At 69.2% G+C, this 23937-nt stretch carries 22 protein-coding genes and 4 pseudogenes; 16 read left to right on the top strand and 10 right to left on the bottom strand.

Annotation, left to right across the window (positions count from 1 at the left end; translation table 11 throughout):
- The first annotated feature begins 113 nt into the window (after positions 1-113).
- The 3 genes and pseudogenes from ACH5AC_RS12450 to ACH5AC_RS12440 all read left to right on the top strand — a co-directional run bounded on the left by ACH5AC_RS12450 (position 114) and on the right by ACH5AC_RS12440 (position 2757).
- Positions 114-1356, top strand: a pseudogene (locus ACH5AC_RS12450) (IS256 family transposase).
- Between the two features lie 748 nt (positions 1357-2104).
- Positions 2105-2356, top strand: coding sequence for a hypothetical protein (locus ACH5AC_RS12445; protein ID WP_398861711.1), 252 nt, complete (start codon positions 2105-2107; stop codon positions 2354-2356).
- Positions 2353-2757, top strand: coding sequence for a transposase (locus ACH5AC_RS12440; RefSeq protein WP_398861710.1), 405 nt, complete (start codon positions 2353-2355; stop codon positions 2755-2757). Before ACH5AC_RS12445 ends, ACH5AC_RS12440 begins: the two co-directional genes overlap by 4 nt.
- A 752-nt stretch (positions 2758-3509) precedes the next feature.
- On the opposite strand, the gene ACH5AC_RS12435 is transcribed toward ACH5AC_RS12440, so the two are convergent.
- The 3 genes and pseudogenes from ACH5AC_RS12435 to ACH5AC_RS12425 form a co-directional block, all read right to left on the bottom strand.
- Positions 3510-4103 (bottom strand): SigE family RNA polymerase sigma factor, encoded by a 594-nt coding sequence (locus ACH5AC_RS12435; protein ID WP_398861709.1) that lies wholly within the window; start codon positions 4101-4103, stop codon positions 3510-3512.
- 248 nt (positions 4104-4351) lie between these two features.
- Entirely contained in the window at positions 4352-4819 is a 468-nt protein-coding gene (locus ACH5AC_RS12430; RefSeq protein ID WP_398861708.1) for a hypothetical protein, read from the bottom strand.
- Between the two features lie 167 nt (positions 4820-4986).
- A pseudogene (locus tag ACH5AC_RS12425) lies at positions 4987-5569 on the bottom strand (transposase family protein).
- Here ACH5AC_RS12425 and ACH5AC_RS12420 point away from each other — a divergent pair.
- Complete coding sequence (locus ACH5AC_RS12420; protein ID WP_398861707.1) at positions 5545-6384, top strand: transposase; 840 nt, start codon at positions 5545-5547, stop codon at positions 6382-6384. The pseudogene ACH5AC_RS12425 and the gene ACH5AC_RS12420 sit on opposite strands and share 25 nt — an antisense overlap.
- Positions 6385-6538: 154 nt before the next feature.
- On the opposite strand, the gene ACH5AC_RS12415 is transcribed toward ACH5AC_RS12420, so the two are convergent.
- Positions 6539-7255, bottom strand: coding sequence for an SDR family oxidoreductase (locus tag ACH5AC_RS12415; protein WP_398861706.1), 717 nt, complete (start codon positions 7253-7255; stop codon positions 6539-6541).
- A 122-nt stretch (positions 7256-7377) separates the two neighbouring features.
- On the opposite strand from ACH5AC_RS12415, the gene ACH5AC_RS12410 reads away from it, so the two are divergent.
- On the top strand, positions 7378-7776 hold the full coding sequence (locus ACH5AC_RS12410; protein WP_398861705.1) for a MerR family transcriptional regulator: 399 nt from the start codon (positions 7378-7380) through the stop codon (positions 7774-7776).
- Between the two features lie 14 nt (positions 7777-7790).
- Here the strand turns inward: ACH5AC_RS12410 and ACH5AC_RS12405 are convergent, their stop codons facing one another.
- On the bottom strand, positions 7791-8801 hold the full coding sequence (locus ACH5AC_RS12405; protein WP_398861704.1) for a helix-turn-helix transcriptional regulator: 1011 nt from the start codon (positions 8799-8801) through the stop codon (positions 7791-7793).
- Positions 8802-8894: 93 nt separating this feature from the next.
- Here ACH5AC_RS12405 and ACH5AC_RS12400 point away from each other — a divergent pair, with 93 nt between their 5' ends.
- The 5 genes and pseudogenes from ACH5AC_RS12400 (at position 8895) to ACH5AC_RS12380 (ending at position 11954) form a co-directional block, all read left to right on the top strand.
- Positions 8895-9293, top strand: a complete 399-nt coding sequence (locus tag ACH5AC_RS12400) for a VOC family protein (protein ID WP_398861703.1) — start codon at positions 8895-8897, stop codon at positions 9291-9293.
- Between the two features lie 49 nt (positions 9294-9342).
- Positions 9343-10354, top strand: a pseudogene (locus ACH5AC_RS12395) (IS481 family transposase); the annotation flags it as partial.
- A 58-nt stretch (positions 10355-10412) separates the two neighbouring features.
- A pseudogene (locus ACH5AC_RS12390) lies at positions 10413-10853 on the top strand (MFS transporter); the annotation flags it as partial.
- A gap of 687 nt (positions 10854-11540) precedes the next feature.
- Positions 11541-11744, top strand: a complete 204-nt coding sequence (locus ACH5AC_RS12385) for a cold-shock protein (protein WP_398861702.1) — start codon at positions 11541-11543, stop codon at positions 11742-11744.
- A gap of 51 nt (positions 11745-11795) precedes the next feature.
- A complete protein-coding gene (locus tag ACH5AC_RS12380; protein ID WP_398861701.1) occupies positions 11796-11954 on the top strand; it encodes a hypothetical protein in 159 nt (52 codons plus the stop codon).
- A 338-nt stretch (positions 11955-12292) separates the two neighbouring features.
- On the opposite strand, the gene ACH5AC_RS12375 is transcribed toward ACH5AC_RS12380, so the two are convergent.
- Positions 12293-14620, bottom strand: coding sequence for an esterase-like activity of phytase family protein (locus ACH5AC_RS12375; RefSeq protein ID WP_398861700.1), 2328 nt, complete (start codon positions 14618-14620; stop codon positions 12293-12295).
- A 652-nt stretch (positions 14621-15272) separates the two neighbouring features.
- Between ACH5AC_RS12375 and ACH5AC_RS12370 the strand changes: the two genes are divergently transcribed.
- Together ACH5AC_RS12370 and ACH5AC_RS12365 are read left to right on the top strand one after the other, a co-directional pair.
- Positions 15273-16046 (top strand): DUF6544 family protein, encoded by a 774-nt coding sequence (locus ACH5AC_RS12370; RefSeq protein WP_398861699.1) that lies wholly within the window; start codon positions 15273-15275, stop codon positions 16044-16046.
- 195 nt (positions 16047-16241) lie between these two features.
- Positions 16242-16373, top strand: a complete 132-nt coding sequence (locus ACH5AC_RS12365; protein WP_398861698.1) for a hypothetical protein — start codon at positions 16242-16244, stop codon at positions 16371-16373.
- A 4-nt stretch (positions 16374-16377) separates the two neighbouring features.
- Here ACH5AC_RS12365 and ACH5AC_RS12360 read toward each other — a convergent pair whose 3' ends face one another.
- On the bottom strand, positions 16378-17736 hold the full coding sequence (locus tag ACH5AC_RS12360) for an alkaline phosphatase PhoX (RefSeq protein WP_398861697.1): 1359 nt from the start codon (positions 17734-17736) through the stop codon (positions 16378-16380).
- 328 nt (positions 17737-18064) lie between these two features.
- On the opposite strand from ACH5AC_RS12360, the gene ACH5AC_RS12355 reads away from it, so the two are divergent.
- Together ACH5AC_RS12355 and ACH5AC_RS12350 are read left to right on the top strand one after the other, a co-directional pair.
- Entirely contained in the window at positions 18065-18457 is a 393-nt protein-coding gene (locus ACH5AC_RS12355) for a luciferase family protein (RefSeq protein WP_398861696.1), read from the top strand.
- A gap of 28 nt (positions 18458-18485) precedes the next feature.
- Positions 18486-18881: a three-helix bundle dimerization domain-containing protein gene (locus ACH5AC_RS12350; protein ID WP_398861695.1), complete on the top strand. Its 396-nt coding sequence runs from the start codon at positions 18486-18488 to the stop codon at positions 18879-18881.
- Here ACH5AC_RS12350 and ACH5AC_RS12345 read toward each other — a convergent pair.
- A complete protein-coding gene (locus ACH5AC_RS12345) occupies positions 18853-20019 on the bottom strand; it encodes an alkaline phosphatase PhoX (RefSeq protein WP_398861694.1) in 1167 nt (388 codons plus the stop codon). The two genes, ACH5AC_RS12350 and ACH5AC_RS12345, sit on opposite strands and share 29 nt — an antisense overlap.
- 643 nt (positions 20020-20662) lie before the next feature.
- Positions 20663-20884: a hypothetical protein gene (locus ACH5AC_RS12340; RefSeq protein ID WP_398861693.1), complete on the bottom strand. Its 222-nt coding sequence runs from the start codon at positions 20882-20884 to the stop codon at positions 20663-20665.
- A gap of 879 nt (positions 20885-21763) precedes the next feature.
- Here ACH5AC_RS12340 and ACH5AC_RS12335 point away from each other — a divergent pair.
- On the top strand, positions 21764-23326 hold the full coding sequence (locus ACH5AC_RS12335) for a substrate-binding domain-containing protein (protein WP_398861692.1): 1563 nt from the start codon (positions 21764-21766) through the stop codon (positions 23324-23326).
- Positions 23327-23421: 95 nt separating this feature from the next.
- Here ACH5AC_RS12335 and ACH5AC_RS12330 read toward each other — a convergent pair whose 3' ends face one another.
- On the bottom strand, positions 23422-23553 hold the full coding sequence (locus ACH5AC_RS12330; protein WP_398861691.1) for a hypothetical protein: 132 nt from the start codon (positions 23551-23553) through the stop codon (positions 23422-23424).
- 167 nt (positions 23554-23720) lie between these two features.
- Between ACH5AC_RS12330 and ACH5AC_RS12325 the strand changes: the two genes are divergently transcribed.
- Positions 23721-23927, top strand: a complete 207-nt coding sequence (locus ACH5AC_RS12325; RefSeq protein ID WP_398861690.1) for a hypothetical protein — start codon at positions 23721-23723, stop codon at positions 23925-23927.
- Positions 23928-23937 lie beyond the last annotated feature (10 nt).

Genomic DNA, 23937 nt, shown 5'->3' with positions numbered 1-23937 from the left:
AGGTGAGGGAGTGCGCCGGGGCGTGTGCCGATGGGCTTTCGCTCCCTGCCCGCAAGGTGGGCCATCGTGCAACTCTGCGTAGTGAACGGGCAGTTCAACGCGGGAGGTGCAGGATGGCCCTGTCTCAGCATGACTTACTTCGGCTGCTTGAGTCACTACGTTCGGCGGACGGGCTCGAACTCGTCCGGCATGTGGCCGAGCGGATGCTCCAGGAGCTGATCGAGGCCGAGGCCACAGTCCGGATCGGCGCGGAGTGGAACGAGCACACCGAGACGCGCACCGCGCTGCGCAACGGCCACCGCGACAAGACGCTCAGCACCCAGGCCGGCGATCTGGACCTCGCGATCCCCAAGCTCCGCTCGGGCAGCTTCTTCCCCGCCCTGCTCGAGCGACGCCGCCGCATCGACCAGGCGCTGTATGCGGTCATCATGGAGGCTTACGTCCACGGCGTGTCCACGCGGTCGGTCGACGACTTGGTCAAGGCCCTCGGCGCGGACACCGGGATATCCAAGAGCGAGGTCTCGCGGATCTGCCAGGACCTGGACGGCCAGCTGACCGCCTTCCGTGCCCGGCCCCTGGACCACGTCCGCTTCCCGTACGTCTATCTGGACGCGACCTACTGCAAGGCCAGGGTCGAGCACCAGATCGTCTCCCGCGCCCTGGTGATCGCCACCGGGATCACCGAGGACGGCGGCCGGGAGGTGCTGGGTGTGATGGTCGGCGACAGCGAGAGCGAGGTGTTCTGGACGCAAGTTCCTGCGTTCCTTGCGCGAACGCGGTCTGACCGGGGTCCGGCTCGTCATCGGCGACCACCACCTTGGGCTGGTCAAGGCCATCCGCAAGGTCATGCTCGGGGCGGCCTACCAGCGCTGCAGGGTTCACTTCCTGCGCAACGTGTTCAGCGTGATCAGCAAGGAAGCGGCCGAGATGGCCGCCGCCACGATCTGCACGATCTTCGCCCAGCCCACCGCGGATGCGGTCCGCACCCAGCTCGACACCGTCGCCGACATGCTCGGAAAACAGTTCCCCAAGGTCAAAGACATGCTGCTGGAGGCGAAGGACGACCTGACCGCCTTCGCCGCCTTCCCCGAGCGACATTGGAAGAAGATCCAGTCCACCAACCCGCTGGAGCGGATCAACCGCGAGGTCAAGCGCCGCACCGACGTCGTCCAGGTCTTCCCCAACGACGAAGCACTCCTGCGGCTGGTCACCGCCGTGCTCTTCGAACTGCACGACGAATGGATCGCCTTCCCCCGCCGCTACCTGCCCGAGGGAAGCATGGACCAGCTCTACCCTTCCGAACGCCCCGAAAGCGCCCCCGCACTACCCAACACCACCAACACAACCCCTGGATGATCGGCTACACCACGACAAGGGACATGACCCGTGGGACCAGCTGGCTGACCTGACTGTATGCATCGCCCCTCACCTGGCCTGCTGCCTCGATCTTCCGGACACGGGCGAGACGGTGCACGTGCCCGTGGACGCCGGGATCGACTGGTCCTCGGGCACGTTGTACGTGCGTGACACTGCCGCTCTGACACGCACATCCGGGGTGGGCCGGTCGATCGCCGCCCGGTTTCCGGGTAGCCGCCGCGAGGTGGCCCTCGCCTGGGGAGCAGCGTGTGACCAGGCCGAGAAGGGCCGTACGGCCGTACAACTGAGCCTTGCCGACGATCAGGTGCGGCGCGACCGGGAAGCGGCGGAGGCCGAACGCGAACGACGGCTCCGGGAACTCGGAAGCGAGGTGGACCAACGCCGCACCGCGACCAAGGCGCAGGCCGGCACGGCAGCCACGTCACGCACGGCGGTGATCCTCCCGCTTGTCCCCGGCGGACCGCCGCCCGCGACAGGGCCGTCAGCCCCGCCTGCGGCTCCCGCCGCTCCACCGCGCAAGCTCGTCGACCCCGGCAGACTCCGGCTCGTCGACCCGAGCGGCATCATCACGCCACCGAGGTCCTCGGCCGCGGACGCGCCCACCGCACGGCCGAGCGCGAGGTGCGTCGGCAGCACCTGGCCGAGGAGATCGAGGAGATCTTCCACGGCTCGGGCGGCACTACGGTTCGCCGAAAGTGTTCATCGAGCCGGTCAGGCGGGGCGGCGGGTGTCGGTGAACACGGTCGCCAAGGCCATGGCCGAGCTTGGGCTGGCCGGACGCAGGATTCGTCGGCGCCGGTCGCTGACCAGGCCGGGCAAGAGGCTCGCGGCCCCGGACTTCGTGCGGCGGGACTTCACCGCCGAGGAGCCGGACCTCGTCTGGGTGGGCGATATGACGGAGATCGAGACCGGTGAGGGCAAGCTGTACTTGGCGACGGTGATCGATCTGTCTCGCGTCGTCTGCTCGGCTACGCGATGAGCGAGCGGCACGACGCGGAGCTGGTGGTGGCGTCGCTCAACATGGCCGCGGCTACCCGTGGCGGCGACGTCCGCGGCGTGATCATGCACACCGACAGGGGCAGCGAGTACACCTCGCGGCGGTTCAAGCGGGCCTGCCGCAAACTCGGCATCGTCCAGTCCATGGGCCGTGTCGGATCTTGCTTCGACAACGCCGTGAGCGAGGCGTTCAACAGCGTGCTGAAGGTCGAGTACGTCCACCGGCACAGCTTCCGTACCCGCACCGAGGCCAGGCTCCGGATCGCCACCTGGATCACCGACTTCTACAACGCCAGGCGGCTACACAGCGTATGCGGGTTCAAGAGCCCGATCGACTACGAACGAGACTACCGAGCCACCCTCGCCGAGGGACTGGCCGCATAGATCGTCTCCACGCTGCGAGGGGATTGACATGGTGATCACGTAGTCCAGGTCCTCGAACTCCTCTGGCCGCAGCCAGACATCGCGCTGCCACGAGGGACTCGCAAGGGCGAGAACCGCTGGCACAACATGAAGTCGGAAGACCGGGAACTCAATGCCGTGATCCGTCACGTCCCGAGCCTACTGACAGGGCGAGGACAGCGCCCCTTCCCAGTGCGCCTGTTCACGAAAGCGCGGCCAGAGCCAGAGCCAAGCTCAGTGAGCTTTCAGCGTGGCCACTGATCGGGTGACAGCGCCGGTACCCGCAACGTACAAGACTCCTGTGCTGGCGGCGGTGGGTGCCAGGTCAGGCGTTTGCTCAGCGGTGGCCTCCCTGGGGAGGCGTAGTCGGGATGGCGGGGGAAGCCGGGTCCTGAGACGCGGGCGGGCTTGGTGAATGCGAGGGGGTGCCGGCGGGATGGACCGGGCCCTCTGAAATGCCGTACCTGACGGCGAGCAGTACACAAGCAGCAGCCGCAGCCAGACCGAACAACACAAGGGCGGTCCGGCGGGAGGGAAGGAAAGACCACCTGGGCCTGACGGGAAGGGCGGCTGGCCGCAGGTCTTTCACGTCAACGCTGTTGGCGCGGGCTTCCAGGGCGTCGCGCAGTCGTTGTTCGATCGCCTCGTTGCGGATCCGGTTGCGGCTCATCGCCAGATCTCCGCAGGCCGCCGACAGCAAAATGGACGGGGGCGTGGCTGAGAGGGGTGCTCGGTCATCGAGGTATCTCCAGGTGTCTGCCGAGAGCGTCCAGGGCCCGGCTGGCAGTTGACTTGACCGTCCCGCGGGAGACGTTGAGGGTGTCGGCGATCTGGGCTTCGGTGAGATCTGACCAATAGCGCAGGACCAGGACCTCGCGCTGCCGGCGGGTGAGACGCTGCAACGCGTTGATCACTTCCTGATGGGTCTCGGCAAGGAGCACGCTCTTGTCGGCAGGCGGGACATGGCGTTCACGCTCAGGAATGTGGGCGCGTGCCGTACGGCGCCGGCGCAGAACCGAGCGCGCCGCGTTGACCACACTGGTGCGCAAGTACGCCTCGGGGTCGTCCAGGTCCGCGAGCCGACGGCCGTGGCGGCGCAGGAGCGCCGCGAAGGCGTCCTGCACCACATCCTCGGCCGTGGGAAGGTCGTCCACCAGAAGCACGGCCAGCCGCACCAGTGCTAGGCGGCGATGCTGGTAGAGCTCGCTGAAGCCGTGCTCGTCCCCGGATGTCGCCGTGCCGGAGAGTGCGGCTTCGACCAGTTTTCTCCCGCTGTCCTGTCGGCTTCCCGGTGAACGCAGAGCGAGTCTGTCCTGCGTTCGGCGCATCAGATCGGCTCCGCCACGGAACAAGGGGTGCACCGGTCTGCACATGCTCCGCCACCAGGCAACCGACGTTGCGGCGGTTGGGAACGTCGCTGTTCTCACATGTCTCCTGGACGTCGCGGTACCGGTCCGTCCGCCCAGAGTCCCGGGCGGACGGACCGTGCGTGCAGGGCCCGAGCCGTGCAACGCGCAATCACCTGATGTCGCCGAACGACCTAGCGTCGATCAGCGGGCCACACCACTGAAGAGCCTCACCCGGCCGGAGCCGCGGGCGGCTGCGCCGGCTGGGCGGGCAGCGCGTCGGCGGGAACGTCTGTCTCGGAGCTCTCGCCGGGCTCCTGCGACCCGGGCTCGTACGGCTGCGCGGGCTGCGCGTTCGCCGGGACGTCCGTCTCCGAGCTCTCCCCGGGTACGGACGGCTGCGCGGGCGGCTGCGCCGGCTGGGCCGGCTGCGCGTCCGCGGGGACGTCCGTCTCGGAGCTCTCGCCAGGTGTCTCCGATCCGGACACGTAGGGCTTGGCGTGCTTGCCGGTGGAAGTGGACGTCAGCGGAGAAACCTTGTGCGCGTTCTGCGTATCGGCGGGAGCATCCGCCGCGGCGGATGCGGCGTGGGCCGTGAAGGCTCCGCCAAGGGCCAGCGCGGCGCCCACTGCGCTGACGCCCAGAGCGGCGCGGACCCGTCCCGGACGTAGGCTGCGGACGGCGTGACGTACTGACATTTTCGGTCCTCGAATCATCGGTTTCGGCTTGTTGGCTGACCGTCCGTCATGGGTGGCTTCCCTTGCGGCGGCCCTCTGCTGGAGGCGCATCCATCCCGACAGACGTCCGAAGGCCCTCGGGGTTGCCGGTCGGGCGAGACAGCTACGGGAATGTGCAGTGATCTGCGTCACTGGGCTTCGTTACCCTTGCCGTCCAGGGTGAGGACGGCTTTGGCGATTGAGGCCAGCGGTTGGGACTGCACCGGGATCTGCGGAAGATCTGTCAGGACTCAGACGCGCGACCGAGGTCGGCCAGGATGGGGACGCCATAGCGCTCGCAGATGCGGATGATCCGGTAGCAACCGACCGCCCGGATCGGTGACCAGCCGCACGTTCACCCCGTGCCTGCGGCGTTTGTGGGAGTAATCGGCCCAGCTGTCGCCGACTCGGTCGCATTCCGCGAGGGTGCCATCGAGCAGGACGTAGTCGGGGTCTGCTTCTCGCAGAACGCGCAGCAACCCGGGGGAACGGTCGGCGAGCAGATCGATGACGGCTTTCGCGTACGCGTGGGCGGCACCCACGGCGATACCGAAACCGGCCGCGAGCTGGGCGAGGGTGCCGTCTCGGCGCAGGTACACCAGACCGACGAGGGCGCGCCGGTGCGGTGGGAGCTTGTAACGGCGGTCACCCTCACGGATGAGGATGATCATGGTGGCCCACTCGGCAAAGAGGGTGGAGCGGGTCGAGTGCGGCAGGAGAGGAAGCCGGCAGGGCTCCTGCGCATCGTGTTCCCGCACCTGAAGTCGGTGCTGGTGGAGCGGGTGTTCGTGGAGGGTGCCACGGTGCACGTTACCGCGCGCACCCGAGACGACCGAGCGGTGGACTGCCCGGCCTGTGGCTTCTCCGCGCGCCGTGTCCACAGCCGCTACCTGCGGCACCTTGCGGATATCGCCATCGCCGAGCGCCCGGTGGTCATCGAGCTGTCGGTGCGCCGTCTCTTCTGCGACCGGTCAGGGTGTGCGCGCCGTACCTTCGTTGAGCAGGTTGAGGGTCTGACCGTCCGCTACCAGCGCCGTACCCCGCAGCTGCACCGCCTTCTGCTGGTGCTCGCGCTGGGCCTGGCCGGCCGTGCTGGGGCTCGGATGGCGGCAGCGCTCTCGACGGCGGTCAGCCGGGTGACACTGATCAGCCTGGTGATGGCCCTGCCCGATCCATCGGCCACCAGAGCGTCCCGCTCTCCGCGGGTGCTGGGCGTGGACGACTTCGCGTTCCGTAAGGGCCGTACCTACGGCACCATCCTGATCGACGTCGATGCCTCGGTGGTGATCGACCTCCTGCCCGACCGCTCGTCCGAGGCCCTCGCTGCGTGGCTGACCACCCACCCCGGCGCCGAGGTCATCTGCCGGGACCGCGACAGCAGTTACGGACGCGCCGCCACCGCTGCTTGCCCTCACCCACGCCACCGACCAGGGCTGACCCGGGGCCTCCCACATCCCTACGAACACGAAGGACAGAGCCGCATGAGCCAGGAACTCAAGGACAGGGCCGTCACCTACCTCCGCGCACTGGAGTCCCGCGACTGGTGACTCTTGCTCGGCCTCGAAGTCCCTGATGCGGTACGACTGCTGTTCGGTTGACACCCGCTTGTGGACCAGGTTCGCCACCGCGGCCCTTCCGTGTGGAGGAAGGGCCCTGCCCCTCGTCAAACGATCGTCCGACGACAGGTCCGGCGGAGTACGGTCAGTTGCCCGACGGCTGGCCGTACAGCAGCGCCGGGTCGCCGGCGAGGGCGGACTTGACGAAGCGGCTGGGGTCGTCGACCAGCACCTCGATGGCTCCTGCCTGTACGCCGTCGAGGGCGGCGCGTGCGACATCCGCAGGGTCGATCTTGGGTGCGTCGCGTCCCGCCATCATGTCGGTGTCCGCAGCCCCCAGGTGTACGCCCTGGACGAGGGTCTTCTGGCCGGCGAGTTCGATGCGCACGCCGTTGGTCATGTTCCACTCCGCAGCCTTGGCCACCGAGTACGAGCCCGACCCTTCGGCGGTGGCCACCCACGAAAGCACGGAGAGGATGTTGACGATCGCGCCCCCGCCGTTGGAGGCCAGGGCCGGGGCGAAGGCGCGGATGACTCTCAGGGTGCCGAAAAGGTGTGTCTCCAGGTCCTGCCGGACCATGTCCAGGTCATCGGTGAGGAGGTGCGCGCCGGTGCTGATGCCGGCGTTGTTGACCAGCAGCGTGACGTCCTGCGCCGCTACGGCCGCCGCTGAGATCGATTCCTCGTCCAGCAGGTCCAGGTACAGCGGCGTGATCCGCGGGTCCAGGATGCCGATCGACTCCGGGCGGCGAGCGGTCGCGTAGACCTTCTCGGCTCCGCGCTCCAGCAGATGCTCGACGAAGCGCCGACCGATCCCTCGATTGGCCCCGGTCACGAGTGCGGTGGAACCGGCTATGTCCATGGTCATTCCCTTTCTCTGGCGGGCGTGCGGTCCGCCCCGCTCCGTGTCGCCTACGCTAGAACTTGACGTCGACGTGAAGTGCAAGTCGACGGGCGGCGAAACCGGGAGCAGAAGGAGTCGCAATGCGCATCGGCGAACTGGCCGATCGGGCCGGAGTCAGCACGCGGGCCCTGCGCTACTACGAGGAGCAGCTCCTGCTCAGCCCTCAGCGCACGTCCGGCGGCCAGCGCTTCTACGCCGAGGCGGCCGTCGACCGGGTGAAGCTCATCCAGGAGCTCTACAGCGCCGGTCTCGGCAGCCGTCTGATCGCCACACTCCTGCCCTCCATCGACGCCCGCTCGGTGGGCCCAGAGCTACTGGACCGCTTGCTCCACGAGCGCGCCCGCATCGAAGCGAAGACCGCCGAGCTGCAGGCCGCGAGCCGACGGCTCAACGCACTGATCGAACTCGCCACGCACCCGCACCCCGACACCGGATCGTGCCCGGCCTCGCTCGATCCGGACCCGAGTGGGGCGCGGTAGGGCAAAACGCCCACTCATGACATTGGCTCCTGGCGGTCGGGCTCGGCGGCGTAGGACGTGAGGCGATCGGCGAGCGCGATGACGAGGTCGCGGAGTTCATCAGGGCGCTCGATGACGAACGGCCGGTCGAGTGCGGCGAGTACCGGAGGCAACCAGTCGAGTCGCTCCGCCCGTAGCTCGACGCGCAGCCAGCGCTCGGTCGCGCGGTCCTCGCCGGCTGCGGACTCGTGCTCCTCCAGGTTCGCGACGCTGATGGGAAGGCGGGCGCGGATCTGCTCGGCCGTCCCGTGGATCCGCAAGGTCACCTCATGCCGGTACTCGGCCGTGGCGAACCCCGACAACAGGCGCTGTGCCGGGCCGGGACCCACGGGCGCTTCGAAGGAGCCGGGCAGGGTCCGCGCGTCTGCGATGCGGTCGAGCCGGAAGGTTCGGTCCTCGCCGATCTGGGCGTCCTTGCCCGTGACGTACCACCGGCCCGCATGGGCGACGATCCCGTACGCGTGCAGTGTGCGTTCGCTGCGCCGTCCGTCACGGTCGGTGTAGCGGATCGAGACCGGTCGGCGGTGGCGCACCGCATCGGCGATCGTGAGCAAGACACCGGCGTCCGGGGTGTCGAACTCTCCGGGCCGATCTGTGAAGGCGAGAGCTAGCAGGAGTGTGTCGAGCCGGCGGGCGATGTGTGGGGGCAGCACCCGCCGGATCTTCGCCGATGCCGTCTCGCTCGCGGTGTGCTGCGTCGTCGTCAGCCCTGCCCGGCGGCCCGCGATCAAGCCGAGCAGTACGGCCAGCGCCTCGTCGTCGCTGAGCATGAGCGGAGGCAGGCGGTAGCCGGGGGCGAGCCGGTACCCGCCGTAGCGGCCGCGCACGGATTCCACGGGCACGTCGAGGTCGATCAGCTGGTCCACATACCGGCGCACGGTGCGCCCTTCGACGCCGAGCCGGTCGGCGAGTTCGGCCACCGTCCTGGTGCCGCCCGACTGCAGCAGCTCCAGGAGTGTCAGCACGCGGCCGGTGGGTCGAGGCATGTCCGCAGCCTAACGCGAATACAGGACCGATTCTGTCCACTATTTCTCCTAGCCTGCGACGTGCACGCCTCCAGCACAGCCAAGGAGATTCCCATGGACTTCGTCTCGATCCGCATCATCACCGGCGACGTAGCGCGCCTCGTCGACTTCTACGAGCGAGCCACAGGAGTGCGGGCGACCTGGGCCACCGAGGACTTCGCCGAACTCAAGACGGCGGGCGCCACCCTCGCGATCGCCGGTACCCGCACGGTCCCGCTGTTCGCCCCGGGCTCTGCCCGCCCGGCGGACAACCACAGCGTGATCACCGAGTTCCTCGTCGACGACGTGGACCGCGTGCACCAGAACCTGACCGGCTTCGTCACCGACTTCGTCAACGAGCCCACCACGATGCCCTGGGGCAACCGGTCGCTGCTGTTCCGCGACCCCGACGGCAACCTCGTCAACTTCTTCACCCCCGTCACCCCGGCGGCCATCGAAAAGTTCGCACGCTGACGCCACGCACAGCCGATCACACGGGAGCCCTGAGATCCCATGGCTCCCGGTGAACGCGGCCGCCGAGTCCAGGAGCGCCACCAGCAGGGGACATCGGAACGCACCGCTGACCCCCGAAGGACGTCTGCGCTTGTGTCTGCGGGTCGACGCCGGACGTCCGATCGCGCACGTCACTGCCGGAGCCGGGATCTCCCGCCGTTGCCTGGCCAAGTGGTACGCCCGCTGGCGGGTGCACGGCGAGAACGGACTGCTCGACCACTCCTCCCGTCCCGCCACCAGTCCCGCCCGCGCCCCCGAGGAGATCGCTGACCTGGTGGAGGCGCTGCGGCGGCGGACCAAGCACGGGCCGGCCCGGCTCGCCGCCGACCTTCAGCGGCTGCACGGCGTCACACTCGCGCCGGCGACCGTGCACCGCATCCTGGTGAGGCGAGGACTCAACCGGCTCCGGGACCTGGATCCACCGACCGGCGAGCAGCTGCGCGAGGTCATCCGCTACGAGCACGACCGGGTCGGCGACCTGGTCCACGTCGACATCAAGAAGCTCGGACGCATCCCGACCGGCGGCGGCTGGCGGATGCACGGCGTCGGCACCGAGTCCGCCCGCGCCTCCAAACGCACCGGTCCCGGCACCGGCAAGGTTCGGATACACCCATCTGCATTCGGCGCTCGACGACCACTCCCGGCTCGCCTACACCGAAGCCCTGGACGATGAGAAGGCCGTCACCGCGGTCGCCTTCTGGCACCGGGCCGTTTCCTTCTTCGCCGGCCACGGCATCACACCGATCCGCCGCTGCCTCACCGACAACGGCGCGTGCTACCGGTCTACGACCTGGGCCGACGCCCTCGCCGCGACCGGTACGAAGCACAGGCGGACCAGGCCGTACACGCCGCGAACGAACGGGAAGGTGGAGAGGTACAACGGGACGCTCGCCCGCGAGTGGGCGTACGTCCGCGACTGCACAACCGAGCATGAACGCCGCGTCGCACTCGCGGAGTTCGTGAACTACTACAACCACGAGCGGCCGCACGCCGCGCTCGGCGGCCGATCGCCCATCAGCCGGACCGCCGGGAGCGACTACCGGCCCTTCCCGCCCGTCGCAAGGACGCGGGGGAGGAGCGTGGCGGGGCATCCTCGCCAACCGGCCGTTCCTGCTCTTCTCCGCAGCCATGATCGGCTCGTACGTCCTGACCTTCCAGGTCTACCTGTCCCTCCCCCTGGAAGTGCGACGGCTCGGCGGCGACGGGGAGTTCGGCACGGCCACGGTGGCGGTGCTCTTCACGGTCTCCGGACTGAGCACCATCCTTGGCCAGACACGGGTGACCGCCTGGTGCAAGGCCCGCTACGAGCCCGGCCCGGCACTCGTGCGGGGCCTGGCGCTGATGGGCCTGGCGTTCGTGCCCCTGCTGCTCGCGACCGCCGTGCCCGTACCCGGATCCGGCGTGGGGCTGTGGCTTCTCGCCGCGGTGCCCCCGACGCTCGCCGCGCTGCTGCTGGCCATCGGCACGATGATCGCGTACCCCTTCGAGATGGACACCATCGTCCGCCTCTCCGGCGACCGGCATCGGCGGCGATACCGCGCAGTCCGAAGAACGCCATTGCCGCGGTGACGAGGACGAGGATGCCCGTCGGGCCGACGATGCTGCGCCAGCGTGCCGTCTGGTAGCGCAGCACATAGGCGACGAAGGACAGGGCGAGACCGAAGGGGATGAGCATGGCCGCCCGCTCGGGGAAGTCCTCGAAGTGCTGCATCCCGCCGCTGAGCATGCCGATACCGAAGGACAGCGCCAGCGAGGCCAGCACGACCCCGAGGACCTTGGAGGTGCTGGGGCGCTGCCGCTTGAGGACGAATTCGTTCAGCAGGGTGGCGCCGAGGAAGACCAGTGCGCCGATCAGGGCGATCACTGTGTAGCGGTCGGGATCCAGCGGGTGGTGCACCACCGCCCCGCTGATCACTCCGGCGCCGACGAAGGTGGTGGCGTAGCCGAAGTAGTCACCGATCACAGGTGTCCGCTTGGGGGCCCGGCGGCGTCCGCTGTGGCGGCCACCGGCGTTGATGCCGCCACGTTGTCGGTAGCGGCTGCCGCCACGCCGGTATAGCGTTGTGATTCAGCAGTCGTGGTTCCGAAGTCCCGTTCGCCCGTGATCGCCATCACGGGCGTTCTTGCTTTTCAGCGCCTCTCCGGACCAGGGCGATCACCTCCCGGGTACGCAGGGCGCGGGCCCGGTTTCCCTCGAAGGAGACAGTCATGGCCACGGGCACGGTCAAGTGGTTCAACAGCGAGAAGGGCTTCGGCTTCATCGAGCAGGAGGGCGGCGGCCCCGACGTCTTCGCCCACTACTCCAACATCGCAGCCCAGGGTTACCGCGAGCTGCGTGAGGGCCAGAAGGTCGAGTTCGACGTCACTCAGGGACAGAAGGGCCCGCAGGCGGAGAACATCCGGCCCATCTGATCGCGCCGCCTCAATAAGGTCCGGCTTCCCGACTTCGGGAGCCGGACCAAGTTGGCCGGCGAGTTCAGGGCCGAGCTCGCCGAGCCTGCCGAGGTCGCCCAGCGCGCCGACAACAGCGTCGAGGTCCTGCTGGGCCGGTACGCCAAGTGCCTATACGACATCGAAGGGCTCCTGAGCGCCTACGACCGGCCGCCTGACCTGGATGAGTAGTGGCTGAGCCGAAAGACGCTGCCCGATCGACGAGGGGGCATGAGCGGGGGCCGCGTCACGCTGGGGCCGATTGACGACGTCATAGCCAGCCAGGACCTCCGCGGTGAGTGAAGGCGGCAGTCTCCACTACGTCCGGAGTTCTCTCCGTGATCAACAACTGGTAGTAGGCGTGTCCCCGACATCCCGGCCGAGTACAGCAGAGCAGGACTGTTCGAGCGGATGCGGCGGTGGCCCAGGACGGCGGCCGGATCATGGTGCGGGCGGCCACCAGCGGTTCGCCGGTGACCGCCCGGGTTTCCGCCCCGTGCGGCGGTGGCCTTCACCGCTGTAGACGTCGGTCAGCCGCGTCGGCCGAAGATCTTCTTGTTGGGGCCGAGGTCCAGGAAGACCGTCTCCCCGGTGGCGTCGTCGAGAGCGTCGTTGTCGGTGACGGCGTAGACGTGACCGTTGCCGGCCACTGTCAGCCCTTCGAGCTTCTCCTGGGTCCAGCCGTTCGTCGCCCGCAGGTCGGGCAGGACGTCGTAGGCGAGAGTCTTGGGCAGCACGGGCAGGGAACCCGAGGGCGCCGCCGACTTCGGCATGTCGACCGTGTAGATCCGCTTGATCTTCGCGGCTGGGCCGTTCAGCTTGTCGCGCTCGATGACGGCGAGCTTGTCGCCGGCCACGGTGATCTCGGAGAGGCCGATCCAGTCGCCCGGCGTGGTGGTGGCGTCGAGCCGGTAGCCGTACCAGCTCCAGGTGCCGGACTCGACGTCGTAGCGGCCGAGCCGGACGATCCCCGCCGGGTCGGTGGTGACCTCACGCTGCAGCGCGGCCCAGAGGATCTCGCGGCCGTTCCGGTCGGTGGTGGCGGTGACCCCCTCGAAGCCCTGCTTGCCCAGGCCCGCGGCGACGTCCGCCGGCGGAGAGACGACCTGCCGGGTCACCCCGTCTCGGTCGAGCCGGACCAGCTGGTTGCCCGCACCCGTCTTGCCCTCCACGGCCAGCCAGTAGCCGCCCTGCGGCCGGGCGAAGATGCCCTCCGCGTCGTAGCCGACGGGCTGTCCTTCGGTGTCCTTGACGGTCAGCGCCCGGGTGATGACCGTGGGGCGCCGTGCCGTGTCGACGGTCAGGATCCTGGTGGGGGAGTAGGCGGCGTCGGTGACGGTGTACAGCTGGTGCGGCCTGCCGGGCACCGCGGAGAGCGCGCCCAGCGCACCCCAGCCGATCGGCGCGCCGGTGGAGTCCGAAGCCGAGACGATGGTCGGGAACTCGGCGGTGCCCTTGCCCAGGCGGAACAGGCTCACCGTGGAGCGCACGCCCGCCTCGGCGTCGTCGACCTCGCTGGAGACCGCGAGCAAGCCGCGTGACGGGATCGGCAGTACCCCCTCGGGGCCGTTGGTGGTGGGCAGCACCTGGCAAAAGACCGGGTGGGCCGGACGGCTGATGTCGTAGACGGCGACGAAGTTGCTGCGCTCCGAGGCGACGAAGGCGTAGCGCACGCCGTCGTACTCGGCGATCGCCAGGCCCTCCGGCTCGGTGCCCTTGTTCTCGGAGCGGTTCTCGTTGTACAGCCCGTGGCGCACGGCGAGCCGTTCGAAGCTGTTGCCCGCGTCCCAGACGACGTTCCCCGTATGGCTGTCGAAGACCGACCAGCCGCGTGTGCCGCCGTGCCAGTCGCCCTCGTTGGCGGTCGCCAGGTAGCGGTCGTCGACCCAGCCCAACGCGTCGGGCTCGCGCGGTACGTCGGTGATGGAGCCCGTCAGGTCGATCGTGCCGTCCTCGACCGTGTCGATGCCGTCCACGGACGCCGTACCGGCGCTGAACGCCTTGATGATCCTGCCCGTCGGCAGGTCGATCACGACCACGCCGTTGTTCTCCTGGAGCGTCACGGCGAGCTGGTTGCGGGCGTTGACCGAGACGTACTCCGGCTCCGGGTCGGTCGGCGCGGTGATCCCGGCGGCGGCCAGGGCGGGCAGCGCCGTGCCATCGGCCTGGGTCAGCGGCACGGTCCGGGTGCGCCAACTCGCGGGCGAGGAGCCGCTCTTGAGGTCGACGATCTGCACGAAGCCAGCCGGCTTCTGGGGCAGGTCGCCCTCCTCGCCTCCCTGCGGGGTGGCCTCCTCGTCGTGCTCGTTCTCGATCGCGATGGCGGCGTACCGCTTGTCCTTGCTGATCGCGATGGAGTCGGGCTGTCCGCCGAGGTCGAAGTTCGCCACGCGCTTGCGGTCGCGCAGGGAGATGACGTCGAGCCGCCCGGAGGGGTCGGTGTAGCTCGCGCTGGTGTTGACCACGACGAGGACGTACTGGCCGACCACGGACACCGAGGTGGGTTCGTCCTCCGCGTCGCCGAGCTGTGCGAGTGACAGGGTGCCGAGCCCGCGCGGGCGGGCGGGGTTCTGGATGTCCAGAAAACCGATCCGCCGGGCCGCTGCGTCCGTGTGGACGAGGGTGCGGCCGTCCTCGCTCACCGCCGAGATCTCGGCGACGGTCTCGGCGGCAGGGTCCTCGGCGAGCGGCCGGTTCTGGAAGACCGGGTAGGTGGCGGTGCGTTCGAAGGCCACCGGCCGCTGCGATCTGTGCTGAGCGCTCGCCTGCTGCTCCGCGCTCGCCACGCCCGCGCCCGCCAGGGAGCCGGCGGCCACGACCAAGGCCGCGAGCGCGGCGTAGGTTCTCTTCTGGGACATCGTTCCCCTCCGGTACGGTCCACTACGGCGCCGGATCGTCCCACTGATGGACAAGTGCCGACGGAACGGCGGAATGAACAGCCGGCGAAGATCGCGTACGCCCCTGGACCCGCGACCGGGCCGGGCCGAGCCGCCTGGGACGGGAGCCGGCGGACACCGACTCTCCGAGGCGCGCAAGCAGTTCGGGTCGGGGTCCGGCTCGACGGGACTGGCGTCTTGCGAACGGAGTCACCGAGTCCCGCACAACGGTCCCGCCCGGCGTGAACTCGCCGTGGCGACCGCCACCCGTGAGCTGGCTGGTGCGGACGGTGCGTCGGTGCCCGCCGCGACCCTGCAGTCGGCGTCACTTTGCGGGGATTGCCGACCTCTTCGCAACCGTGGTCGGCAAGGCAGATGAGATCCCCGCCTGAGGGCATCGTCGGCGATGCCTCCCCGACCCGGCGGCTCGTCGGCGTGCGACGGGTCGGTAAGGGGAGGGGTCTCATGGCACCTGTCCTCCTGGGCTTTGGAAGCGTCGAATGGAGGGGGTGCCTGCGCAAGCGGTGCGGCGCCGTGGCAGAAGGTCGGTGGCTTGATGATCAGCACAGGCACAGCGGCAGGCGGCGAAGCCCGTCGTGGGCACCTGTCGCGGGCGAAGGACCGTCTCTGCGACATGTTGGCCAAGGATGTCGCCGCCGCCGGGCTCCGGTCCGGCCCGCACGGCGAGGAGGTGGTGGGGCAGGCGGACCTGGACGGGCTGCCCGAGGCCGTGCAGCGCTACATGCGGTTCATGGGTGTCGTCGGCCGGCCCCGCGACTGGTCGTTTCGGGCCCACTTCGTCGGGCGCTTCCGTATGCGGCCCGACGCCGGCTGGAGGACGGCGCAGGCATGGCAGTACAACTCCGCCGTCGAGATCGCCCGCGTCTTCACCATGCGCATCCGCTTCGCACACGTGGTACCCGTGCTCGGCCGCGACACGTACGTGCACGGCCATGGCCGGATGCGCGTGAAGCTGATGAATGTCGTCCCCGTCGTCGACAGCAGCGGCGAAGAGTTCGACCACAGCGAGCTGATCACCTATCTCAACGACGCCGTGCTTCTCGCGCCGTCGATGCTGCTTACCCCTGCCGCGTCATGGGTCCAGGTCGATGACCGCTCGTTCGACGTCACCCTCGCTGACGCCGGGCGCGCGGTGACCGGGCGGGTGTTTGTCGATGAGCGCGGCGCCCCTGTCGACTTCCACGCCGACCGGTACGCCACGCTGCCCGGCGGCCTGGTCCTGGCGCGCTGGAGGACTCCGGTGACGAGCTGGGACGTTGCGGGGCAGCGGCGGCCGGTGCCCGGCCCGGCCACGGCGGTCTACGACCTGCCCGACGGGCCGTTCCCCTACATCGAGGGCCGCTTCATGCCCGGGAGCCTGGCCTATAACGTCGCACCCGTCGGCTGAGCCGACGCGTGGACGGCCGAGTGGGGCCGTTGTCCGTCTTCCCAAAGCCCGGGATCCCCGCGAACGATCGTCCTCCCTGGCAAACAGCGGTCGTGACCGGAGGGCTGGGCGGCGGTACCGGGGTTGGCGTTCGGGCCCGTTTCATGCTTCATGGTGACGCCGTCTTGTGCCCCGTGGATACGGACGGGGAACGGCATGGGAGGCATCGCCGAGTGGAGCAGTGGCTCCTGGTGTTGGGGCAAACGCGTCGAGGCCACCGGCACTCCGTATCCGGTGACGCCCGGCTGGGCGCACGGCGGCCTCGACGCGTCCGCACCGCCAGGCTGACGGCTCAGAGCGCGCCTCGGCTCCAGGGACCGGTGATCGCGAAGGTGATGCCGGGGGTCTGGACGTTCACGAACAGCCAGTTGCCGTGCTTCGGTTCGAACACCGAGCCGGCCCACTCCGAGCCCCTGTGGTCGGCCGCGGCGACGTTCTTGCCCGCGGTACCACCGCGCAGATCGACATTGTTGGCGGCGAAGCGGAAGATCTCGCCCTGCGTGGTCAGCCCGTGGACGTACTCGGTGCCGCTGCCGTCCTCGCAGAGCACCAGGCCGCCGCGGGGGCTGACGCACATGTTGTCCGGCGCGTTGAGGACCTCGGCGCCGGGCGAGGCGAACAGCACCCGGAACTCGTCGGTGGCCGGGTCGAGTTCGAAGACCTGGCCCTGGCGGGCGGGACCGCCGTCGGTCGTGATCACGTAGATACGGTCGTTGCCGTACCAGGCACCCTCCAGGCGGCTGAAGATCGCGGCGCCGTTGGCCTGCGCCTGGTAGCGCACCGTGTCCGTCGCCGGATCGACGTCGTCCACGGGCACCCACGAGACGGTGCCGTACGCCTTCTCGCCGTCGAGGCGGGTGTCATACGTCGTGGCGCCGATGCGCAGGGCCTCCAGCCGGCCGCCCTTGGACAGGTCGCCGGGCACCGCCGGGACGAACCGGTAGAGCGAGGCGTCGCCCCGGTCCTCGGTCTCGTAGACGTAGCCGGTCGCCGGGTCGATGGCGATCGCCTCGTGGTTGAACCGGCCCATGGCCTTGTAGGGCTCGGGGTTGCCCTTGCCCTGCGAGGCCACCTCGAAGATGTAACCGTGGCGCTTGCCGGCGGTCGTGGAGAAGGTCTCCTCACAGGTGAGCCAGGTGTTCCACGGGGTGGGGCCGCCGGCGCAGTTACGGATCGTGCCGCCGAGGCTGCCGTAGGACTCCAGCCACTGGCCTGCGTCCGGGTCGAACACCAGGGTGGTGGTACCGCCACCGGCCTCGGGGTTGTAGGCGGGGGCGGTGAAGGCAGGGCCGGCGCCGCGTTCGTGGTTGCGGACGAGGTGCACCTTGTCGCCGTAGCGGAAGGCCGCCATGCCGTCATGCGAGCCCGGAGTGCGCACCCCGTCGTTCATGAGGTCGTTCGTCCACCCATAGGAGATGTACTCGAAGCCGCGCGGCAGCTGGAGCAGTTCCAGACCGGTCGCCTGGTCCTTCACCGGACTCAACGGGCCGTACTCGGCGTCGAATGCGAGCTTGACCGGCTCGGCTGCCGCTGTGCGCGCGGCGAGGGCCTGGAAGGGGACGGACGCGGCCGCGGCCACCGCTGCTCCGCGAAGGAGGGTGCGTCGTTCGAAACCGGGACCGGTCGATCTTCCGGCGAACGTGCCTGTCATGGGAGTCCTCTCGTGCAACGAACGGAGTGGGAGAATCGGGGATCGGCGCCAGTCACCCTAGGAGCGAATCCCTCGTCCGATTCCCAACGGAAAGTGAGCATTGGGGGAACCTCTTCCGGTCCCGGCCGGAGGCTGCGAGTGGAGTCGTTTCAACCCCCAGCCCGGCGAACCGGGCCATGCCGGCGCCGCCACACCAGCCGGATGAGCGGTGATGCCGGCGCCGATTCGTGCCGGGCAGCGTCGCTGAGCACCCGTAGCCAACCTCGCGCCCGGGTTACGGATCCCTCAACCTCTGGTGGCTGTGAGGTGAGGAGGCGACCGTGAGTCCATGACCTTCGCCCGGCGTGCCCTGGAACAACTGGAGAGCTGGCCCGACCTCACAGCGGGTCCGGCCAGTTGTGGCATCGGTCGGGCACTGCACTCGCGGCAGACCGAGATCGTGCACTTCCATTCGGACCATGACGTCGACGTGCACCTCACCGCCCGCGTCATCCAGCGCTTCTCGGCGGACCTGGAGGAGTCGACAGCCATACGGCTTGTGCCCGGCTCGCGATGGGTGACCGTGCGCCTCGAGTGCGACGCCGACCTCGATCTGCTGCTGAGTCTCGTGAGTATCGCCCTTCAGGCTCACCAGGCGTGGCCGCCTGGCGCAAGCACCCCGCCGACGGAGTGCAATTTCCAACGCGTGATGCTGCTGCCCCGCAACGATGGACGGGACTGAGGATCAGCGAGCGATCACAAGAGGAATCTTGGCCACCGACCCCCGCGAGGACGAGGCCATCCACGGTGTCACCGACCGTCTGAAGGCCGCCTCCAGCGAGACCCACACGCCCGGTGACGTTGAGGCCGCCGTGGTCGGGGCGCACGCCGCGTTCAGGGACCGGCCTGTGCGTGACTTCGCCGGTCCTCGTCGAGCGCAAGGCCCGCCGCTTGGCCGGGCCGAGCTGCCGTCCGAGCTGCACACCATCGACCTGGCCGCCGCCCGCCCCGTTCGACGTCGGTTGCCGCTGTCCTCGACGGCAACCGAAACCGGCCTGCTGTGCGGGCCGGATGTCGCTGGGCTGGTGATGGCCGGGGCGGTACGTTCTGCGCCGCCCGGCCATCACCTGGCTGCGATCAGGCGGCGGTACGGAACGGGCCGGTGACCTCGTAGGTGATGCCGCCGGACGAGCTGCCGCTGGTGCCGCGCTGGCTGGAGAAGTACAGGCGCCGTCCGTCGGGGGAGAAGGCCGGGCCGCAGATCTCTGAGCTCGACTGGCCGTTGATCCGCAGGAATGGCGCGACGATGTCGTCCGGCGTGATGATGCAGATCTCCATGTTGCCGCCGTCCTCGGCGACGAACAGGTCTCCGGAGGAGGCGCCGGTGACGTTGTCGACGCCGGTCAGCGGGGCGCCGCCGCCGCTGACCAGGTTGTCGTCGTAGGCCAGCTCGTAGGTGTTGTTCAGCAGGTTGAGCTGCCAGACGCGGTTGTCGCCCTTGGTGGTGAACCAGACGGTGTCGCTCGCGTAGTGGCAGCCCTCACCGCCGTTGAAGATCTTCGCGCCGGAGACCTGGTCACGGGTGGGGGTCGGGGAGCCATCGGGGTCGGGCACGGTCACCCAGGTGAAGGATCCGGACGTGGCCGTGCCGGCCTTGAGGACCTGCAGGGTGCCGGAGGACAGGTCGCCCCAGGTGGTGGGGATGAACCGGTAGAAGCAGCCGTCGCTCTCGTCCTCGGTCATGAAGATGACCTTGCGCACCGGGTCGGCGGCGGCTGCCTCGTGCTTGAACCGGCCCATCGCGCTGCGGCGGACGGCGGCCTTCACGCCCCACGGGTCGGTCTCGTAGACGTAGCCGAGGGACACCTCCTCGCAGGACAGCCAGGTGTTCCACGGGGTGGCGCCGCCCGCGCAGTTGCGGTTGGTGTTGGACAGGATCCGGTAGGCGCCGGTGATGGTGCCCGAGGAGTTGAACTTGACGGCGCTCGCACCGCCTGTGGAGGAGATCTCCGAGTTCGAGACGTAGATCCAGCCCGTGCCGTCGGCGAAGCAGGCGCCGCCGTCGGGGGCGTTGTGCCAGGTGTAGGAGGTGCCGGAGACGACCCGTCCGGAACGGGCGATGACCCTGCTGGTGAAGCCGCCGGGCAGCTGGATTCCATTGGCATCGGCGGTGCCGAGTGCCCCGTACGGGCCGGGGCCCTTCTGGGCCGGGGCCGCGTAGGCGGCGCCGTGCATCAAGGTGCCGCCGAAGACGGTGACCGAGGTGCCGAACACTGCACCACGCAGGAAGTTGCGACGTTCCACAGCTACTCCTTTGTCGAGGGAGAGCGGACGATGATGTGTTGAGCGCCGCCGACTGGTCACCGGGACCCTAGGCCCCCTGGCGGGGGACGGTCAGGCTCCCGTAGACCAACTCTTCGCGGCCAACCGGTGAGTAGATATGGTGCAGAAACGATCAATCTGCCACCAAATGAACGATCCGGGAATCCTTGCGAACCACCTGATGGAGGTCCCGTGGGGAGCAGCAGGCCAAGGCGCCCTGGACCGACTTCCGTTGGCGATATCCCATTCACCGATGCCGTTGGGTGGTCGTCAGGGCCGGCATCAGCGGGCCGACGCGGGACTGCCTCCTCGGCAGACGTGTTCCGGAGGAGACAGATGCCGTACCTGTCCCGTGCAGCAGCCGTGCCGGCGTTGGCGTCTGCCTGTGATCCGGCTACCCGACCCGACTGCCGGCGCCCGACCGGCAGTCGGGACCTGCTCCTCGACGACTGCTCCACCAGAGATGGATGGTCTGTATGACTGGCAGCGGGCATCCCAGGCGGAAAGGTCAACGACTCACGCTCGCCGTGTCCGCCGGGAGCGCCTCGGCCGGCCCGCGCGCCGCCGACTCCGGCACCACCACCGACGACATGCCGTTCACCTTCGCGGTGATCGGAGACATGCCCTACGGCGACGCCGAGATCGCCGACTTCCCGCACGTCATCAGCCAGATCAACGCCGACCCCGACGTCACCTTCGTCTCCCACCTCGGAGTGGGCTGCCGGGCAGCGTCGGGCCGCGGGCGACGCGTGGCCTGGACGGCGGCCACCACGGTGATCAGGACGCGAATCGACACATCGTGGAGGGCTCCGGTCAGGGCGCCGCTCGCCAGTTCGGTGGCGCCCATGACCGCAGAGGCCGTGGGCGGTGGCCCGGTGGCCGGTGTACCAGGTCGGCGACGGTTGCGTGGGAGAGGAGGGTGTCCTCGGCGGGGGAGCGGATCACCTTGCCTGCACGCTCGGCGACCGCGAGCGTGCAGTCAGCCCGCAGGGCGCCGGTCAGGCCGAGCAGCGGGATGGTGGCGGCCCCGGGCCATCGAACGCAGCGGGCGGCCGATCGAGGCCAGCCTCTCGCCCGGCACGGACAGTGTCGCTGGCCCGTCCCGACCATCTGAGGGAACACGCCACCATGTGGCGGATCTGGCACAGCAGGGACACGGGAGATCCTGCGCGAGCGAGACCACGTCCTGTGGACGGCCTCACCCGTTACGCGCCAGTGTTCTCCCTGGCCAGCGCCCCGAGCGGGGTGACCGTTCCCCTCGGGCCCATCGGCGCGAGCGTGGACTACCACGTGCGTGAGGTGCGGACGGGAACGGACATCCCGCACGACGGGCACGACCTGTGTCTCGAACCGCCCGCTCACGGAGCGGGCCTGTTCCGCCTGAGATGAATGACCGGTGAAGGACGCCCACACGACCGGTTCAGGCGGTGGACGCTGCCCCGGCCCGGTGAACTGGCTGAGTGAGGTGGGGGTTGCCGCAGCCGCTTCTTCGGGGCGACCGGGCAACATCTCTGTGGTCGTGCCGCTGCCCGGCAGCCCGACACCGACGGGCCGGCGTTTCGACCGGCAGCCGCTCGCCGATGCCCCGGGGGCAGCGACGTATCGCCTTAACGCACCGAGGCGTTGAACGTCAGCCGAAATTCAGCGAACTGTAGCGGAATGTCGCCTCGGCCCGACGTACGGTTACGCCCACGATCCAACTCCGGGCAGTGGCGGGGGCACCCAAGTGGAGTGGCTGAGTGCGGAGAACGTCGTTGCCTTGGCGACCGCGGTACTCGGTATCGCGGCCTCGGCCGTCATGGTCTGGTACGAGCGTCGGGTGCCGCGCCGTAAACGCGTCGGCTACCGCGTACAGATGGACAACCCGATCGGCGACGACGTCCGCTCGGGCCGGACCAACAGTCGCATCGGCCTGTTCGACGAGGTCCCCGGCATGTCCGACGCCACCCTCGTGCTGCTCCGGATCGAGAACGACGGCTCCCAGGGCGTCGACCGCGACGACTACACCAGCCCCGAACTCCACGGCCTGACCGCGGTGTTCACCGACCGTACGGTCCGCGGGGTCTCGGTCACGCAGCCGTCGGACACCGACCACCTCATGCCCCACTTCACCGCGGCCCGGGGATTCGGCTACGAGGGCAACACCGTGCGCATCCCGCGCGTCCCGCTCAACCCCGGCGAGTACTTCAAGCTGCTTGTGCTGCTGACCGGCGGAGACGTGGGTTGCGCGATCCGGCTCACCGGCGGCGTTCGGGACGGCGAGATCCACCTCAACCGCAGCGCGACGCCGGACGCCAAGCCGCCTCTGTTCAGCCGGGCCGCCCGCACGATCACCGTGCTGCTCACGGTCTCCGTCCTCACCCTCGCGGCCATGGTCGTCACCGGCGACGGCGCCCGGCCGCCGATCGGCTGCGCGGGTGGCACACTGACGCTGACCGGCTCGACCGCGTTCGCGCCCGTCCTGCGGGAGGTCGCGGAGAAGTATGAGAAGGACTGCGCGAAAGCGGAGGCGACCGTCGTTGTGGACACGCACGGCTCGACGGCGGGCGTCCGGGAACTATCCGAGGCCGGAGCCCGGAGCGGGAAGGGCTCCCCACCCGTCGTCGCGTTCTCCGACGGGCCCGAGCAGAGCGGCCAGGACCGGCTGCGGGAGAACCGCGTGGCCGTGTCCGTCTTCGCACTGGTCGTCAACGACGAGGTACCGCTGCGGAATCTCACCACGGCCCAGGTACGCCGCCTCTACCGCGGCGATATCGACAACTGGAGCGAACTCGGCGGCCCCGACCTGCCCGTGCACTTGGTCAGCCGCGACGCCAACTCCGGTACCCGGCAGGTCTTCCAGCGCCGGGTGCTCAGTGCCAGCGAGTTCGCCAACACCTCGACCGACTGCCGCAGCAAGGACTACGTCAGCTCGCCCGTCGTCCGCTGCGAACTCGACTCCACCCAGCCGGTGCTGAGCACGGTCGCCGAGATACCGGGCGCCATCGGCTACAGCGAACTGAACGCCGCCGCCCGCGCGCAGGGCCTGCACTTACTGCGCCTCGACAGCCAGGAGCCGTCTGTCGACGCCATCGAGGATGGTACGAGCGACTACCCGTACCGCGAGCTCGAATACGCCTACACCTACGGCCAACCGCCCGCCGACTCCCTCGTCTCCAGCTTCCTGACGTACCTCACTCGCGGCAACGGCCAGGACGTCATCCGCACTCACGGCCACCTGCCCTGCTGGACCTCGGAGGGCCTGCGCCTGTGCGGCAGGGCGGAGTGGAACACGGCCGACTCCCGCTGAGACAGGAACCTCCACCAGCGTTCCGGCCGGCCACCCCACCGAGTCCGGCTGGGGAGGCCGCAACCACCACCGCGTTGTCGCAGATCACGGTTCCCTCACCGGAGCCGCCCCGGACTTGAGTAGATGACGGGCAGGACCGTGTCGCGGCTGACCACGCCGTTGAACTTCTCCCCACCCGGGCTGTCGAAGATCGTGGGATCGAAATGCCCTGCGTTGAAGACGCGCATCCCCAGAGCAGTTGGGCGGTGCCGACGTAGTCGGGCAGTGGGCAGCCGAACAACTCGCTGTCCCAGCCCGGCCGGCTGAGCATCTCCGCAGCGCAAGGATCGTGGACGCTCGGTCCGTCTGCGGCGGATGGCTCCCGGCGAGTGTCGGCAGCGTTCATGATGTACCGGTGGCCAACCGCATCAGCACAGTGATCTCCGTTGCCGGCGTCCTCACCAGCGTGATGCTGCTCGTCGGCGCCTTTCGGGAGTACCAGGCCGGGGCATCGGCTCTCTGGGTGGGGCTGGGGGCTGTGATCCTTCTGGCTGCAGTCATCGCGCTCGTGCGCGACCTTCGTCGCCCGCGCGGTCCGAAGGCAGCTCCACCCGAGGCATGACGCGCACGAT

The organism is Streptomyces sp. NPDC018693, from assembly GCF_044391385.1.
In the GTDB taxonomy this organism is placed as follows: Bacteria; Actinomycetota; Actinomycetes; order Streptomycetales; family Streptomycetaceae; genus Streptomyces.
The sequence above is the reverse complement of the archived record's forward strand: the minus strand, read 5'-3'. Positions and strand labels throughout refer to the sequence as shown.

What these genes read in the sequence shown, in the direction of transcription:
- ACH5AC_RS12405 (WP_398861704.1), bottom strand. Translation starts at nt 8,801, where the DNA reads ATGCCTCGACCCACCGGCCGCGTGCTGACACTCCTGGAGCTGCTGCAG.
- ACH5AC_RS12415 (WP_398861706.1), bottom strand. Translation starts at nt 7,255, where the DNA reads ATGGACATAGCCGGTTCCACCGCACTCGTGACCGGGGCCAATCGAGGG.
- ACH5AC_RS12365 (WP_398861698.1), top strand. Translation starts at nt 16,242, where the DNA reads ATGGGAGGCATCGCCGAGTGGAGCAGTGGCTCCTGGTGTTGGGGCAAA.
- ACH5AC_RS12355 (WP_398861696.1), top strand. Translation starts at nt 18,065, where the DNA reads ATGACCTTCGCCCGGCGTGCCCTGGAACAACTGGAGAGCTGGCCCGAC.
- ACH5AC_RS12370 (WP_398861699.1), top strand. Translation starts at nt 15,273, where the DNA reads ATGTTGGCCAAGGATGTCGCCGCCGCCGGGCTCCGGTCCGGCCCGCAC.
- ACH5AC_RS12435 (WP_398861709.1), bottom strand. Translation starts at nt 4,103, where the DNA reads ATGCGCCGAACGCAGGACAGACTCGCTCTGCGTTCACCGGGAAGCCGA.
- ACH5AC_RS12410 (WP_398861705.1), top strand. Translation starts at nt 7,378, where the DNA reads ATGCGCATCGGCGAACTGGCCGATCGGGCCGGAGTCAGCACGCGGGCC.
- ACH5AC_RS12400 (WP_398861703.1), top strand. Translation starts at nt 8,895, where the DNA reads ATGGACTTCGTCTCGATCCGCATCATCACCGGCGACGTAGCGCGCCTC.
- ACH5AC_RS12360 (WP_398861697.1), bottom strand. Translation starts at nt 17,736, where the DNA reads ATGACAGGCACGTTCGCCGGAAGATCGACCGGTCCCGGTTTCGAACGA.
- ACH5AC_RS12375 (WP_398861700.1), bottom strand. Translation starts at nt 14,620, where the DNA reads ATGTCCCAGAAGAGAACCTACGCCGCGCTCGCGGCCTTGGTCGTGGCC.
- ACH5AC_RS12340 (WP_398861693.1), bottom strand. Translation starts at nt 20,884, where the DNA reads ATGGGCGCCACCGAACTGGCGAGCGGCGCCCTGACCGGAGCCCTCCAC.
- ACH5AC_RS12440 (WP_398861710.1), top strand. Translation starts at nt 2,353, where the DNA reads ATGAGCGAGCGGCACGACGCGGAGCTGGTGGTGGCGTCGCTCAACATG.
- ACH5AC_RS12385 (WP_398861702.1), top strand. Translation starts at nt 11,541, where the DNA reads ATGGCCACGGGCACGGTCAAGTGGTTCAACAGCGAGAAGGGCTTCGGC.
- ACH5AC_RS12430 (WP_398861708.1), bottom strand. Translation starts at nt 4,819, where the DNA reads ATGTCAGTACGTCACGCCGTCCGCAGCCTACGTCCGGGACGGGTCCGC.
- ACH5AC_RS12330 (WP_398861691.1), bottom strand. Translation starts at nt 23,553, where the DNA reads ATGCGCGTCTTCAACGCAGGGCATTTCGATCCCACGATCTTCGACAGC.